17 protein-coding genes and 1 pseudogene are annotated in these 13,420 nt (G+C 63.2%); 11 read left to right on the forward strand and 7 right to left on the reverse strand.

The window, feature by feature from the left end; genetic code table 11:
- Positions 1–196: 196 nt before the first annotated feature.
- The 7 genes from CWI66_RS04210 to CWI66_RS04240 all read left to right on the forward strand — a co-directional run bounded on the left by CWI66_RS04210 (position 197) and on the right by CWI66_RS04240 (position 7,307).
- Positions 197–2,080, forward strand: a complete 1,884-nt coding sequence (locus CWI66_RS04210) for a beta-ketoacyl synthase (protein ID WP_100731003.1) — start codon at positions 197–199, stop codon at positions 2,078–2,080.
- Positions 2,077–2,571 (forward strand): pantetheine-phosphate adenylyltransferase, encoded by a 495-nt coding sequence (gene coaD / locus CWI66_RS04215; protein WP_039182878.1) that lies wholly within the window; start codon positions 2,077–2,079, stop codon positions 2,569–2,571. Before CWI66_RS04210 ends, coaD begins: the two co-directional genes overlap by 4 nt.
- Before the next feature lie 72 nt (positions 2,572–2,643).
- Positions 2,644–2,892, forward strand: coding sequence for a YfhL family 4Fe-4S dicluster ferredoxin (locus tag CWI66_RS04220; protein WP_100731004.1), 249 nt, complete (start codon positions 2,644–2,646; stop codon positions 2,890–2,892).
- A 3-nt stretch (positions 2,893–2,895) separates the two neighbouring features.
- On the forward strand, positions 2,896–4,200 hold the full coding sequence (locus CWI66_RS04225; RefSeq protein ID WP_100731005.1) for an MATE family efflux transporter: 1,305 nt from the start codon (positions 2,896–2,898) through the stop codon (positions 4,198–4,200).
- A 152-nt stretch (positions 4,201–4,352) separates the two neighbouring features.
- A complete protein-coding gene (locus CWI66_RS04230) occupies positions 4,353–5,663 on the forward strand; it encodes a short-chain fatty acid transporter (protein WP_100731006.1) in 1,311 nt (436 codons plus the stop codon).
- A gap of 87 nt (positions 5,664–5,750) precedes the next feature.
- Entirely contained in the window at positions 5,751–6,269 is a 519-nt protein-coding gene (locus tag CWI66_RS04235; RefSeq protein WP_081192732.1) for an acyl-CoA thioesterase, read from the forward strand.
- Positions 6,270–6,302: 33 nt separating this feature from the next.
- Positions 6,303–7,307 (forward strand): hypothetical protein, encoded by a 1,005-nt coding sequence (locus tag CWI66_RS04240; protein WP_100731007.1) that lies wholly within the window; start codon positions 6,303–6,305, stop codon positions 7,305–7,307.
- On the opposite strand, the gene CWI66_RS04245 is transcribed toward CWI66_RS04240, so the two are convergent.
- On the reverse strand, positions 7,261–7,641 hold the full coding sequence (locus CWI66_RS04245; RefSeq protein ID WP_198517441.1) for a hypothetical protein: 381 nt from the start codon (positions 7,639–7,641) through the stop codon (positions 7,261–7,263). The two genes, CWI66_RS04240 and CWI66_RS04245, sit on opposite strands and share 47 nt — an antisense overlap.
- Here CWI66_RS04245 and CWI66_RS18620 point away from each other — a divergent pair.
- Positions 7,604–7,684, forward strand: a pseudogene (locus tag CWI66_RS18620) (LysE family translocator); the annotation flags it as partial. The gene CWI66_RS04245 and the pseudogene CWI66_RS18620 sit on opposite strands and share 38 nt — an antisense overlap.
- Here the strand turns inward: CWI66_RS18620 and CWI66_RS04255 are convergent.
- Both CWI66_RS04255 and CWI66_RS04260 read right to left on the reverse strand, forming a co-directional pair.
- Positions 7,681–8,031, reverse strand: a complete 351-nt coding sequence (locus tag CWI66_RS04255) for an I78 family peptidase inhibitor (RefSeq protein ID WP_081136378.1) — start codon at positions 8,029–8,031, stop codon at positions 7,681–7,683. The pseudogene CWI66_RS18620 and the gene CWI66_RS04255 sit on opposite strands and share 4 nt — an antisense overlap.
- Positions 8,032–8,125: 94 nt before the next feature.
- Positions 8,126–8,257 carry an entericidin A/B family lipoprotein gene (locus tag CWI66_RS04260; RefSeq protein ID WP_039182850.1) on the reverse strand — a complete coding sequence of 44 codons (132 nt, stop codon included), beginning with the start codon at positions 8,255–8,257 and terminating at the stop codon, positions 8,126–8,128.
- A gap of 153 nt (positions 8,258–8,410) precedes the next feature.
- On the opposite strand from CWI66_RS04260, the gene CWI66_RS04265 reads away from it, so the two are divergent.
- Positions 8,411–8,830, forward strand: coding sequence for an HIT domain-containing protein (locus CWI66_RS04265; protein WP_100731008.1), 420 nt, complete (start codon positions 8,411–8,413; stop codon positions 8,828–8,830).
- Positions 8,831–8,836: 6 nt separating this feature from the next.
- Here the strand turns inward: CWI66_RS04265 and CWI66_RS04270 are convergent, their stop codons facing one another.
- From CWI66_RS04270 to CWI66_RS04285, 4 genes are all read right to left on the reverse strand, one after another.
- Positions 8,837–9,838, reverse strand: a complete 1,002-nt coding sequence (locus CWI66_RS04270) for a nickel/cobalt transporter (RefSeq protein WP_081136379.1) — start codon at positions 9,836–9,838, stop codon at positions 8,837–8,839.
- 62 nt (positions 9,839–9,900) lie between these two features.
- Positions 9,901–10,542, reverse strand: coding sequence for a DUF1007 family protein (locus CWI66_RS04275; protein ID WP_081192740.1), 642 nt, complete (start codon positions 10,540–10,542; stop codon positions 9,901–9,903).
- A gap of 29 nt (positions 10,543–10,571) precedes the next feature.
- Positions 10,572–10,937, reverse strand: a complete 366-nt coding sequence (locus tag CWI66_RS04280; RefSeq protein WP_081136383.1) for a hypothetical protein — start codon at positions 10,935–10,937, stop codon at positions 10,572–10,574.
- Positions 10,934–11,494, reverse strand: coding sequence for a hypothetical protein (locus CWI66_RS04285; RefSeq protein WP_081136385.1), 561 nt, complete (start codon positions 11,492–11,494; stop codon positions 10,934–10,936). Before CWI66_RS04285 ends, CWI66_RS04280 begins: the two co-directional genes overlap by 4 nt.
- Positions 11,495–11,611: 117 nt before the next feature.
- Here CWI66_RS04285 and CWI66_RS04290 point away from each other — a divergent pair, with 117 nt between their 5' ends.
- Together CWI66_RS04290 and CWI66_RS04295 are read left to right on the forward strand one after the other, a co-directional pair.
- The gene (locus tag CWI66_RS04290) at positions 11,612–12,742 is read left to right on the forward strand and encodes a glycerate kinase (protein ID WP_100731009.1); all 1,131 of its coding nucleotides are present in this window, start codon (positions 11,612–11,614) and stop codon (positions 12,740–12,742) included.
- 184 nt (positions 12,743–12,926) lie between these two features.
- Positions 12,927–13,403 (forward strand): Dps family protein, encoded by a 477-nt coding sequence (locus CWI66_RS04295; RefSeq protein ID WP_016916087.1) that lies wholly within the window; start codon positions 12,927–12,929, stop codon positions 13,401–13,403.
- Positions 13,404–13,420: the final 17 nt, after the last annotated feature.

Raw genomic sequence — 13,420 nt, forward strand, 5'->3', positions numbered from 1 at the left:
CGTGATTCTATCAGTCTCCCGGCTGCGCGGCATGACGCCGTTGCTCGCCCGGTGCTATGATCACGCCAGAGTCGCTATTAAGCTCACTATTAAGTTCAGGACAGGCGCTGTGAAACGGCCTCCTGGCGATAATTGTCATTAAACACCACCGCACCACGAGGAACCCGGCTTGTCACACTTACCGGTGATTGTCGGCATGGGCGGCATCAATCCCGCCGGCAGAACCTCGGGCCATCAGGCCTTCCGCCGCACCGTGCTTGATGCCTTACCCGCCGATCAGCAGCGCCAAACACTGGAAGGCTTGGCCGCGCTCATGCGTCTCGCCGAGCACTCCGACCATGGCTGGCAGGACAGCGCAGGACAGCCCCTTGACTCGCCTGCCAGCCTGCTGCGTGAGCAGGTGCTTGACCATACCCTGATCCGCCGTAACGAGGATCCACGCTTCCAGGCACCGGGCATGCCCGCCAACCGCCGTGCAGAGCTGGCGCTGGCCGAGCCCGTGCGCGTCACGCTGCGTCGCAAACAGCTGCCCGAGCAGCTGCCGGAAGGCTGGGAAGTACGCGAACTGGACGCCCGAGAAGTAGAAGTGACCCTGCCAGCGGGCATGCTGGAGGTCCTGCTACCCGATACTCAGGAACCCAAGGTGAAGGCCGCTGCCCAGCTGCCCTCCGGGTTCGACCCAGCCAGCCTGTACCGCAGCGTACACCACCCGCGCGGGCTGGCCATGGCCATTTTCGGGGCCAGCGACTGCCTTGGCGCCAGTGGACTTGACTGGGAGACCCTGCGCCAGCAGCTCAACCCTGACCATATCGCCGTCTATGCGGGCAACTCGATTGGTCAATTGGATGACGAAGGCTGGGGCGGGCTGCTGAAGAGTCTGGTCAGTGGCCAGCGCGCAACGTCCAAGCAGATGCCCCTGGGGTACGGGCAGATGCCGGCCGATTTCCTCAATGCCTATGTACTGGGCAGCGTGGGTGGCACCGGCGCGGCGCTGGGCGCCTGCGCCAGCTTCCTCTACAACCTGCGCCTGGGCATCGACGATATTCGCGCCGGACGCCGCCGCGTGGTCATGGTCGGCACCGCCGATGCGCCGATCACCCCCGAGATCATCGAAGGCTTTCGGGCCATGGGCGCGCTGGCAGACGACGCCAGCTTGAAAGCCCTGGACGCCCTGACGCTGCTCACCGATGCCGACTACCAGCGCGCCTGCCGCCCGTTTGCCCGCAACTGCGGCTTCACCATGGCCGAAGCCAGCCAGTTCGTGCTGTTGATGGACGATACGCTGGCTCTGACGCTGGGGGCCGACATTCTGGGGGCCGTCCCCGATGTGTTCGTCAACGCCGACGGCTACAAGCGCTCCATTTCGGCGCCGGGGATCGGCAACTACATCACGCTGGGCAAGGCTGCGGCGCTGGTCAGGAACATGCTGGGAGAGACCGCGCTCAAGGAGCGTACCTATCTGCATGCCCATGGCACCAGTACGCCCAAGAACCGCACCACGGAATCCCATGTGTTCGATGAGATTGCCCGTGCGAACGGAATCGAGCAGTGGCCGGTGGTGGCCATCAAAGCGTTCATTGGCCACTCCCAGGGCTCTGCGGCGGGCGACCAGCTGGCCAGCGCCCTGGGCAGCTTCGCCCACGGCCTGCTGCCGGGCATTCCCACTCTGGATGCAGTGGCCGATGACGTCTATGCCGAGCGGCTGCGCTTTTTCACGACGCCCCAGGCGTTCAGCGCCGATGCCGCCTTCATCAACGCCAAAGGGTTTGGTGGCAATAACGCCACCGGCGTGGTGCTGTCCCCCCAGGTCACCGAGCAGCTGCTGCTCCAGCGCCATGGCAGCGCTGCCGTGGAGGCCTGGAAAGCCAAGCGGGAAACCGTGCGTGCCCAGGCCGCCGCGTATCTCAGCGAGGCGGACAAGGGCCACTACGCCCCGCGCTACCAGTTTGGCGAAGCCGTGCTGGAAGGCCCGGAGCTGGATATCCGGGCCGACCGCATTCATATCCCCGGCTACCACCAGGCAGTATCGCTGAACGTCGACAACCCGTTTGGCTCACTGAACGGCGAGGGGCAGTCATGAGCGCCCCTCGCCGCAATATCGCGGTCTACCCCGGTACCTTCGACCCCATCACCAATGGCCACTTCGATCTCATCGAGCGTGGAGCGCGCATGTTCGATCAGGTGGTCATCGCCGTGGCGGCCAGCCCTGGCAAACGCCCCGCGCTGGAGCTGCCGACCCGCATCGCGCTGGCTCAGCAGGTGTGCGCCTCGCTGGAGAACGTGTCGGTGATCGGCTTCTCGTCGCTACTCACCACCATGATGCACGAACAGGGCGCGACGATCATTCTGCGCGGCCTGCGCGCCGTCTCGGATTTCGAGTACGAGCTACAGCTGGCCAACATGAATCGCGCCCAGAACCCCGAGCTGGAAAGTGTCTTTCTGACGCCTGCGGTGGAAAACTCCTACATCTCTTCGACCATCGTGCGTGAAATCGCCAAGCTGGGAGGCGATATTTCAGCGCTGGTGCATCCGCAGGTCGCAGAGGCGCTGCGTAAGCACTACACTGGTTAACCATCGCTATTGTTGAGTAAAATACTCGGGTATACCACCGCCCGAGTGCTCCGCCATTCGTGAGGTATGCCCATGGCCCTGATGATTACTGACGAATGCATTAACTGCGACGTCTGTGAACCCGAATGCCCCAACGATGCCATTTCTCCCGGCGAGGAGATCTATGTCATCGATCCCAACCTGTGCACCGAGTGCGTCGGCCACTTCGACGAACCTCAGTGCCAGCAGGTGTGCCCGGTCGACTGTATTCCCCTGGACCCGGAGCGCCTCGAGACCCAGGCACAGCTGATGGAGAAGTACCGCATCATCACCGCAGCCTGACCCGTGCGTATCTGGGCGTTAGCCTGGCCCATTATTCTCTCCAACATCACCGTTCCGCTGCTGGGACTGGTGGATACCGCCGTGGTGGGCCACCTGCCCGACCCCCGCTATCTGGCAGGCGTCACGCTGGGGGCCACCCTGTTCAGCTTTCTCTATTGGGGATTCGGGTTCCTGCGCATGGGCACCACTGGCCTGGTGGCGCAAGCCATGGGGCGCGATGCGCCCAGCGATGTACGCAACCTGCTGGGCCAATCGCTGATCATCGCCGCCGGGATTGGCGTGCTACTGATCCTGCTGGGCTCCCCGTTGATCTCGCTGGGGCTGTGGCTGCTGGACGGCAGCGCCGAGGCCACCCCGCTGGCCCGGGAATACGCTGAAATCCGACTCTGGTCGGCTCCTGCCGTGCTGGCCAACTATGCCATCCTGGGCTGGTTTCTGGGGCAGCAGAATTCCCGAGTGACGCTGATGATCCTGCTACTGACCAACGGTGTGAACATCCTTCTGGATGTTTGGTTCGTGGTGGGGCTGGGCATGACCAGCAACGGCGTTGCGCTGGCCAGCGTACTGGCCGACTACAGCGCGCTGGCGTTTGGCGGTTATCTGGTGATGCGCCAACTGGGGCTTCTCGAGGGCCACTTTCAGCGCCAGCGGCTGCTGGCATGGAGCGCCTATGCGGCGCTGTTCAATGTCAACGCCAACCTGTTCGTGCGCACCCTGGGGCTGCTGTTCGCCATGGCATTCTTCACCGCCCAGGGGGCTCGCCAGGGGGATACCGTGCTGGCCGCCAACGCCGTGCTGCTGCAGTTCATCATGCTGACCAGCTACGCCCTGGATGGCTTTGCCCACGCCGCAGAATCGCTGGTGGGCAGAGCCTACGGGCGCCGTGATTGGCCAGCGTTCGCCGCCACCGTCCGGGCCGCGGCACGCTTCTCCTTCTGGACCGCCGGGGCCGCCGCCCTGCTGTTTGCCCTGTTCGGCAACCAGCTAATTGCCCTGCTCACCGGGCTGGAAGAAGTGCGCGCGGTGGCCGCCGTCTATCTACCCTGGATGGTGCTGATGCCGTTGATCGCCGTGTGGAGCTACCTGCTGGACGGCGTTTTCATTGGTACCACCGCCGTCAGCCAAATGCGTAACAGCATCTTTGCCGGGCTGGCCGTCTACCTGCCCTGCTGGTGGTGGCTACAGGATGCTGGCAATCATGGCCTGTGGCTGGCACTCACCCTGTTCACCGTGACACGTTCGCTGGTGCTGATCCTCTATTACCGCCACTACCGGCGCACCCGGTGGTGCGACCATCCAGCTCGCTAAGCTAGCGTTGAAGCCCACAACGGGCGGCTTTGGCCAATTACGCTAACGTGAGCTTGAGGGGGCCGCTCCATGAGTCGTCGAGGGGTGAAAATTATGCCGCACCGCCGTATATTAGCCGCGCACTTCCTAATAACGAATAAAGAGAGCACTGCATGCTAAAACTCATCTCGAAACCGGCGGTCAAGCTGGTCGAACGCTATTTACCCGACCCGTATATATTTGTGCTGCTGCTGACCCTGGTAGCGGCGGTAGCGGCCATCGCCGTCGAGCGACAAACGCCCCTGGCCGTGCTGCGCATGTGGGGGGATGGCTTCTGGGGCCTGCTGACCTTCTCCATGCAGATGCTGCTGGTGCTGGTCACCGGCTTCATGCTGGCCAGCTCGCCGCCGGTCAAACGTATCCTGCAGAAAATTGCCGGTACCGCTAAATCGCCGGGCGGGGCCATCATTCTGGTCACCCTGGTATCGCTGGCCGCCAGCTGGATCAACTGGGGCTTCGGCCTGGTCGTCGGTGCCCTGTTCGCCAAGGAGCTGGCCCGCCTGATCAAGGTGGACTATCGCCTGCTGGTGGCCAGCGCCTACTCCGGCTTCGTGGTCTGGCACGGCGGGCTCGCAGGCTCGGTGCCGCTCACCATCGCCACCGAGGGGCATTTCTCCGCCGATCAGATCGGCGTCATCAGTACCAGCTCGACGATTTTTGCCTTCTTCAACCTGGCCATCGTGGTGTGTCTGTTCATTGCCGTACCGCTGGTCAATCGCCTGATGCTGCCGGATGAAAAGGACAGCGTGTATGTAGACCCCAGGCTGCTGGATGACGAGCCCGAGCCCGTCGGTCGCATTACCCGCCCCGCCGAAAAGCTCGAAAACAGCATGCCGCTGGCCCTGCTGGTGGGTGTACCTGGCCTGCTGTTCTTGCTGGACCACTTCCTGCTGCGCGGCGGCAGCCTGAACCTGAATGTGGTGAATTTCATGTTCCTGTTCCTGGCGATCGTGCTGCACCGCACGCCGCGCAACCTGCTTACCAGCCTGAACGAGGCCATCAAGGGCGGCGCGGGCATCGTCATCCAGTTTCCCTTTTACGCCGGTATCATGGCCATCATGGTGCAGTCGGGTCTGGCCCAGAGCATGTCCGAGTGGCTGGTCTCGTTTGCCACGGCTAACTCGCTGCCGTTCTGGTCGTTCATCAGCGCCGGTATCGTCAACCTGTTCGTGCCCTCCGGCGGCGGCCAGTGGGCCGTTCAAGCACCGGTCATGCTACCGGCGGCCGAAGCACTCGGAGCGGATATCGCTCGGGTCGCCATGGCGGTTGCCTGGGGCGACGCCTGGACCAACCTGCTGCAACCCTTCTGGGCGCTGCCGGTACTGGCCATTGCCGGGCTCAAGGCCAAGGACATCATGGGCTTCTGCCTGATCCAGCTGCTCATTACCGGCGCGATCATCTCGGTAGGGCTGGTCTGGTTCTAAGCCACCCACTACGCTGTTGACCACCCGCCTCACTCGGCCAGCGTGCCAGGGGGGCGGGTATTTTTTGGCTTTCACAAGGTGATCTCCATGACCGACACGACGCTTGAACACAGCCCACTGCCTGGCCAGCACGAACTGTCCATGACGGTCCTGATGACCCCCGACATGGCCAATTTCAGTGGCAAAGTACATGGCGGTGCTATCCTGAAGAAGCTGGACGAGGTGGCTTATGCCTGTGCCAGCCGCTACTCGGGCCACTACGTGGTGACGCTCTCGGTGGATCAGGTCCTGTTCAAGCAGCCCATCCATGTGGGTGAGCTGGTCACCTTTTTGGCCAGCGTCAATCACGTTGGCCGCTCCTCTATGGAGATCGGCATCAAGGTGGTGGCCGAAGACATTCGCGCCAAGCTGATACGCCACACCAACAGCTGCTACCTGACCATGGTGGCCGTGGACGAGCAGGGCAAACCGGCTCGCGTGCCGCCGCTGGCACTGGAGACGCCGCTACAGAAGCTGCGCTTCGAAAAAGCCGCCCTGCGCAAGAAGCTGCGCAAACAGGCCGAACAGGAAGAGGAGCGGGCCCAACAGTATCACCGGCAGCGCTAGTCGCTGCCCTATTCGTCATGACAAGGAGTCACCATGCCCATCAGGCGGCGCTACCCCCATCTGCCCAAGGGGGTCGAATACGCACATATCGGCTGGGATTTGCTGATCCTGACCGCAGTGGCCGTGAATTTGAGCCTGCTGCTGTTCGACTCGCTGTTTCTGATCGAGCCGCTCAATCAAGCCTTCGCCGCCATGGCCCCGAGCGCCCATGCGGCCTACGACACGGCGATCCATAGCCGCTTCACCACCATCGACCTGATGTTTGTCGGCCTGTTCGTGGCCGATGTCCTGCTGAGCTGGACGGTGGCCATCGCCGAACGGCGCTATCACCGCTGGTTTTTCTACCCGTTCGTCCACTGGTACGACGTACTGGGCTGTATTCCGGTGGGCGGCTTCCGGCTGCTGCGCATCCTGCGCGTGGTGTCGCTGCTGCACCGCTTGCATCGGCTTGGCCTCATCACGGTCACTCAGTGGCCGCTTTACCGCTTCTTTGCCAAGTATTACGACATTCTGCTGGAAGAGCTCTCGGACCGTATCGCTCTGCGCCTGCTGGGCAACGTTCAACAGCAGATCACGGCCAGCGACTCCCTCTCGGAGCGGGTCATCGAGCGGGTCATCATGCCGCGCAAACGCCAGCTGATCCATGAGATCACCCAGCGCCTGGAAGCCACCGCAGGGCAGGCCTATCAGCAGAACCGCAGCGCCATCCAGACCGCCATCAGCGAGCTGGTCAGCCGTACGCTGCGAGAAAGCCCGGAGATCCGTCGCCTGCAGCGCCTGCCCATGGGCCACGCGGCGTCCAGCGCTCTGGAAGCGTCGCTGAGCGGCGTTGCCCAGCGGCTGGTAGACGAGATTGCCCAGCAGCTGCACTCCCCGGCCTTTCGCCAACTGTTGGAGCAGACCGCCGACAGCGGCTTCGATAGCTGGCTGCAGGTCGACCAGAGTAGCCAGCAGGTAACCGAGCAGGTGCTGCTGGATATTCTGGAGATGCTCAAGGAGCAGGTAGCGCGACAGCGCTGGAAAGATCGTTACGAGTGAGGCGGCTGGCCACGGGCCCTGGCATCAAACGGTCGTGGTGGCCCCCTTGGGTCACCAGCAGCTCGTCGGCCGCCAGGGCCATGCCAAGCCGGCCCAGCCAGCGTGCCAGCAGCTGGCGATGGTGCTCGCTCCCTTGCGCGCCGGAGTAGGTAATTCCGCGTGTCAGTACCTCTGGGTCGCCGCTCAGGGCATGCAGCGCCGTACTCAGCGCCTGGGCTCTCAATGGATGAGGCGGCGGCAGGCTCAAGCTGAGGTCGGTCAGGCCGCTCTCCCGCTCATGGAGCGTATCGAAGACGAAGAGCGACCGGGCATGGCGGGCCTTCAACATCACCATGGGGGTGCTCACCGCTGCCTGCGTGTGGCTGATACTGCGTTAGCCGCAGCGCACGGCCTCGATCAGCTCGTCACTGCCCAGCACAATGTTCAAACGATCTTCCCGGTAATCCATGGTCGCGGCGCTGTCAGGCCGCAATACCCGTACATGACGGGAACCGCTCTCGTCGCGCAGCGCTTCGACAAGGGCCTCGTCAAAAGAGGCGCCAATGGCATGGGCCACGGCATCGGCATCACAGACCGCCTCGGCATCCACCGGCGTGCGGCCAACTACGGGAGGCTCGGTGGCTGGCTCACTGGGAGCCTGGGACGTACAAGCGGCCAGCAGCAAGGTAGCCAGCAGCGCCGTCAGGGCACGTGTATGTCGGAAGGTGAAACGGGGAAGTGGCATGCGTGTTCCTCAAGAAAAGCGCTTAATGGTCGTCCTCTAAAAGCAAGGGTCAGGCATGACTGCCTGACCCTTGCTTGCTCAAAGCCCGCCTTGATCAGCTAGCGGCATCCTGAACGGCACGACCACCTTCCTGAACATCCTGGCCTGCGCCTGCCACGGTATTACAGCCCGCCAGCGCACCGGCAGTGATCAGCAGGATAAAACTTGTCGCCAGTAATTTTTTCATCATGTTCTCCTTAACAAGTGATGTCGCCTTCGAGCCTCCCTTCGTCGAGAACGAAGCGGCTCCCGTCTTAACGTAACAGATTTTCGGTATTTCGCCTGCTATGCTGCAGCCTTGAACCTACGCTTGCCATCAAGCCCCACCTGGAGACGTCACTTGGCCGACCTGATTCTCGACCCTCGCCTGGAAGCAGACACTTTCCCACTGGCCGACCTGCCCCTGTGTCGTGTGCTGCTTATGAACGATGCCCGTTACCCTTGGGTGGTGCTGGTGCCCCGTGTTAACGACATCAGCGAGGTATTCGAGCTAAGCGACACAGACCAGGCACAGCTGTGGCGAGAAGCTTCGGCCCTGGGAGCGGTCATGAAAGAGGCTTATCACGGCGACAAACTCAATATCGCCACCCTGGGCAATGTGGTGAGCCAACTGCACCTTCACGTAGTGATCCGCTACCGCGACGATGCCAGCTGGCCAGCCCCGGTATGGGGCAACGGCACGCCTGAGCCGTATGAGCTTCCCGGCCAGGGCAAGCAGCGTGAACAGCTACTCGCCCTGATCAATGGCTTGAGCGTTTAGGCTGCCTCAGCCGCCGGGCAGTACACTGCGACTCGGCGGCTCGCTCAGCAGCGGGCCGCTGGCAGGCTGCGCTGCTCCCGCCAACGACAAGGAGACGCCCAGCGCCACGATCAGCGCGCCCCCCGTGAGGGCGACCCACCCCGCGACTTTCTCCACCACTTGCTGGCTCTGCTGTCGTTGCAGCCGCCGAGTCGCCCAGCCCCGCGCCACGATACTGGCCATGGCCAGCGCCGAAACGGTGATGCCGGTACCTAGCGACATGACCAGCACCGAGGCCACCCCCACATGGAACTGCCCCAGCAGGCTGGCTGCCCCCAGCATCAACACGGCCCCGGTACAGGGGCGCATGCCAATGGCCCCCACCGTCATCAACGCAGTACGCCACTCCAGCGCCTGCTGTGGCTCGATATGGTGGGCTCCGCCGCAGCAGTGGGCATGATCGTGGCTGTGGCTGTGGCTGTGCTCATGATGGTGGGGCTCGGCCTCCGGCGCCTGCGCACGATGGGCGTGGCGCAGTTGCCTGATGGCACGCCAGCATAGCCAGACGCCCAGCAGCGCCACCAGCAGAAAGCTCGCTTGTTCCACCCAGACCACGCTCCCCATGGCCTGCCGAGTGAGCCACCCCAGCCCGTGCACCAGCACCACGACCATGACGATGGCCGTCACACCCTGCAGCAAGGAAGCCGCAAACGACAGCCCCAGTGCACGCCGGGTCGCTCCCCCATGGGAAGCCAGGTAAGTGGCCAGCACCGCCTTGCCATGACCAGGCCCCGCAGCATGAAACACGCCATAGGCGAAGCTGACTCCCAGCAGCGTCATCCACGCACCCGTAGACGGCGTGCGGGAGAGTTCCGTGATGGCCAGCGTCAGGCTGCGATGCAAGTCGCGCTGCCAGCCCAACAGCTGGTAGCTGACGCCCTGCAGATTGCTTTGCACGACCCAGACCAACAGGATGGCACACAGAATACCGCCTGCTGCCCAGGCCAACTGTTGTCGTGTTACCGGCATCCTCCCTCCACGGCAAAAAAGTTATAAAGTAACAAATTGATATACGATAGCAGGCGTCTGCGTCAGCGGCAATCCACCCTGCCGGTCTCGGCAAAGTGGCGGCCCAGGCCCGGCTCACCCTCTTCGTCCACGTCCAGCAGGGCTGCCTGCAGCACCAGTTCGGGGTCTGGATCGGCCGCGATGATGCTCAGCTCGCAGGCGGGCTCGCCATTCAACACCAGCGCCCCCTTGCTGGGGCCATCGTTATCGGCCTCATGCACCACTTCGATGTAATAGGTAGGGTCAAAGACCTGGTACTCCAGCACGTTGCCTTGCAACGGCTGAGGGCTCTCCAGGGGCAGTATGAACATGAAGGTCAAACGGCCATCCCGCTCCATGGCGGTATACTCCGTCACCTCGCCAAAGGCCAGCCGCTCGCGGTTGATACGCAGCTCGGTAAAGTAGTGCTGGGGCACCAGATTGTCGCGGATATCGCTGCCCAGCTGGTCCAGGCCCTCTTCCAGCGACGCGCCGGGCACCTGCTGCAGCTCCTCGAACACCACCAGGCTGTAAAACGGATCCATGCGCCAGGTTTGATGCACGCCAGTGGCCTCACCCGCCTCGTTGGTGATCACGCGTATGCTGAGATCGATCCAGCTATGGGGGTGCGCCCATACGTTACCACTGGCCAGCCCAAGGCCCATGCCCAAGGCTACCCCTTTCATCCACCTCCAGCGGTTGGCTGTTTTCCACGTCACGGTAACTCTCCTAATCTGCTTTGTAACTCCACCAGCCACGGGTCCAGCACATAGGGGGGAATCGGCTGACTGCCGCTGAGCGCAGATACCCGCACCCGCGTGCCGCCGCCCGATTCGCTCACTTGAAGCTGCAACCGGTAGCCGGGCCAGCGGGCCAGCACCGCTTCCGCCCGCCCCAGGGACATATCGGCATGGCGCACCACATACCCCTGTTCGATCATCATCGCGACGGCCTCACGGAACGTCTGCTCGGTATCGGCACGGTAGTGCAAATCGCGGCTTTCCAGCGGCTGCGTCGTTGCACATCCGGCCAGCCACAGCAGTGTGACCAGCGCGGCTCCCCACTTGATGAAACGGCTCATAAGCCCCCCTGCCCCTGGGCCTGTTGAAAGGCTGTTTGAAAGCGTCCGCAAAAGTCATCGTTACTGGCGCTGTAGGCCTCGCGCTGCTCACCGAAGTGATCGAAACGGCGAATGTCCCGAGACAGGCGTAGCTGCGCGTCACTGACCAGCACCGATACACGCTCCACTTCCGTGGGCGTTTGCCCGGCGCCCGCACCAAAACGCCCGCCCACTCCCAGGCCGATGCTGGAGCCGCGTCCCACGCCCATCCCGCCAAACAGCCGGAAGCCGCTGCCGTAGGGGGAGTAATAATCATAACGGTCATAATATCCCACCAGCTCGCGCTCGCGGGAGGCGCTGACCAGGCCAAGCCGAGTGTCGGTGGCGTCCAGGCTAAAGCCCCACGCTTCCAGCACATCGACAGCACGAGTGACCGCCGCCAGGGAGTCGGCTGCCTGATGGACCGGGAATGCACAGGCCGCAGCAGGCCCAGGCTCGGCCTGGGGCAAGCGGTCTGGCACTGTCTGGCAGCCGGCCAAGGCCAGCAGGCAGGTCATGCTGATCGGGATAACCTTCATGTGAATTCCTCTTGCCCTTTGTGCGACTGGTGTGCGGTCCAGCAGCACGCTAAGCTCGCAGGCTAACACGAAAAAGAACGACAATACGCTGAGACAACGTTTCAAGGAGGTTGTGCGATGAATGTACTGCTTTGCCCGGATAGTTTTAAGGATGCCCTGAGCGCCGAACAAGCGGCCCAGGCCATGGCACACGGCATTACACGGGCGGCACCCTCGGCCATCACGCACCTCTGCCCGCTGGCCGATGGCGGCGAGGGCAGCCTGGATGCCTTGATGGCAGCCACTCAGGCAGAGTGTCGCACGCTCACCGTTCAAGATGCCCTGGGCAGACCCCGCCAGGCCCGCTGGGGCTGGCTTGGCGAGCAGCGTACCGCGTTCATCGAGCTGGCAGAAGCCAGCGGCTTGCAGCACTTGAACAGCGACGAGCGCAATGCCCTGCACACCAGCACCCATGGCGTGGGCGAACTGTTCCTGGCGGCCCTGGACGCCGGTGCCACCCAGGCCCTGCTCCTGTTGGGCGGTAGCGCCACCAACGATGCGGGCGCCGGCATGCTGCAGGCGCTGGGGGCCAGGCTGCTCGACCAGCATGGCCAGCCGCTGCCTCCCGGTGGGGCTGCCCTACAGCAGCTGGCCACGCTGGACCTCACCACCCTGGACCCGAAGCTGGCCAGCCTGGACGTCACGGCCGCCGTGGACGTGGATAACCCGCTGCTCGGTGAGCGCGGTGCCAGCGCCGTGTTCGGGCCGCAAAAGGGGGCCAGCCCCGACGACGTGGCCACCCTCGACCGCGCTTTGGGGCACTTTGCCACGCTCGCCGTAGAAGCTCTGGGTCGCGATGACCGAGACATGCCAGGCGCGGGTGCCGCGGGCGGCATGGGCTTTGCCGCCAGCAGCTTCTTGAACGCCAGACTCTCGCCGGGTATCGACATGATCATGCAGCAAGCCCAAGTGAGCAGCCTGCTGGCCAAGGCGGATCTGGTGATCACCGGCGAAGGCCGCCTGGATGGCCAGAGTCTCTCTGGAAAGACCCCGATTGGCGTGGCCCGCGCCGCTCAGCGCCTGGGTAAGCCGGTCATCGTGCTGGCGGGCAGCCTGGGGGAGGGCTGGCAGGCCTGCTTGAATGAAGGCGTCACCGCCGCCTTTGCCCTGGCCGATGGCCCCATGGGCCTGGAAGACGCCCTGCCGCGTACCGCTGAACTGCTCAGCGACCGCTGCGACAGCATAGCCCGGCTGTGGCTGGCTCATTGACGGCGGCGGCCCCCTTGAAAAATCGCCGGGTCGCCAACATCTCTTGATACGTTGCGATGAGTCAGCCGTCGCCAGCTCACCGCCGGTCATGGCAGGCCGCTATGGTGGCGATGCAAAAAACCTGTTTTGCATTGGCCAACCAGGGCCTTAAGCTGGAAAAAACGAAACGATGGAGGAGCAGACAATGGAAGATACCAACAGCATTGGCCTACACGAAGGCAGCGCCAGCCAGCTTGCGGAAAAGCTGAATCATCTACTGGCCAACTACCAAATTTTCTACATGAACGTGCGGGGCTACCACTGGAACGTCAAGGGTAACGACTTTTTCGAGCTGCATGCCAAGTTCGAAGAGTTCTACACCGACCTGCTGACCAAAGTGGACGAAGTCGCCGAACGCATCCTGACCCTGGGGCACAAGCCTGTCCACGCCTACAGCGACTACATCGCCCTGTCGCGCATTCAGGAAGACAAGGACGTCCACGACGGCAAAACCTGCGTCAAAGGCGTGCTCACCGGATATCAGACATTGATCGAGCTGCAGCGCGAACTGCTGTCGCTGGCCTCGGATGCCGACGACGAAGGTACCGCCGCTCAGGCGGGCGATTACATTCGCGAGCAGGAAAAGACCGTCTGGATGCTCAACGCCTACCTGGGCAAGTAGGCCTCTCGGCGGCGCAC

The organism is Halomonas sp. 141, from assembly GCF_002810305.1.
GTDB lineage: Bacteria > Pseudomonadota > Gammaproteobacteria > Pseudomonadales > Halomonadaceae > Vreelandella > Vreelandella stevensii.

Coding starts and splice junctions, on each gene's coding strand:
- CWI66_RS04230 (WP_100731006.1), top strand. CDS start 4,353: ATGCTAAAACTCATCTCGAAACCGGCGGTCAAGCTGGTCGAACGCTAT.
- CWI66_RS04255 (WP_081136378.1), bottom strand. CDS start 8,031: ATGCCACTTCCCCGTTTCACCTTCCGACATACACGTGCCCTGACGGCG.
- CWI66_RS04295 (WP_016916087.1), top strand. CDS start 12,927: ATGGAAGATACCAACAGCATTGGCCTACACGAAGGCAGCGCCAGCCAG.
- CWI66_RS04275 (WP_081192740.1), bottom strand. CDS start 10,542: ATGAAAGGGGTAGCCTTGGGCATGGGCCTTGGGCTGGCCAGTGGTAAC.
- CWI66_RS04245 (WP_198517441.1), bottom strand. CDS start 7,641: ATGGTGATGTTGAAGGCCCGCCATGCCCGGTCGCTCTTCGTCTTCGAT.
- CWI66_RS04270 (WP_081136379.1), bottom strand. CDS start 9,838: ATGCCGGTAACACGACAACAGTTGGCCTGGGCAGCAGGCGGTATTCTG.
- CWI66_RS04220 (WP_100731004.1), top strand. CDS start 2,644: ATGGCCCTGATGATTACTGACGAATGCATTAACTGCGACGTCTGTGAA.
- coaD (WP_039182878.1), top strand. CDS start 2,077: ATGAGCGCCCCTCGCCGCAATATCGCGGTCTACCCCGGTACCTTCGAC.
- CWI66_RS04290 (WP_100731009.1), top strand. CDS start 11,612: ATGAATGTACTGCTTTGCCCGGATAGTTTTAAGGATGCCCTGAGCGCC.
- CWI66_RS04260 (WP_039182850.1), bottom strand. CDS start 8,257: ATGAAAAAATTACTGGCGACAAGTTTTATCCTGCTGATCACTGCCGGT.
- CWI66_RS04240 (WP_100731007.1), top strand. CDS start 6,303: ATGCCCATCAGGCGGCGCTACCCCCATCTGCCCAAGGGGGTCGAATAC.
- CWI66_RS04235 (WP_081192732.1), top strand. CDS start 5,751: ATGACCGACACGACGCTTGAACACAGCCCACTGCCTGGCCAGCACGAA.
- CWI66_RS04280 (WP_081136383.1), bottom strand. CDS start 10,937: ATGAGCCGTTTCATCAAGTGGGGAGCCGCGCTGGTCACACTGCTGTGG.
- CWI66_RS04285 (WP_081136385.1), bottom strand. CDS start 11,494: ATGAAGGTTATCCCGATCAGCATGACCTGCCTGCTGGCCTTGGCCGGC.
- CWI66_RS04210 (WP_100731003.1), top strand. CDS start 197: ATGGGCGGCATCAATCCCGCCGGCAGAACCTCGGGCCATCAGGCCTTC.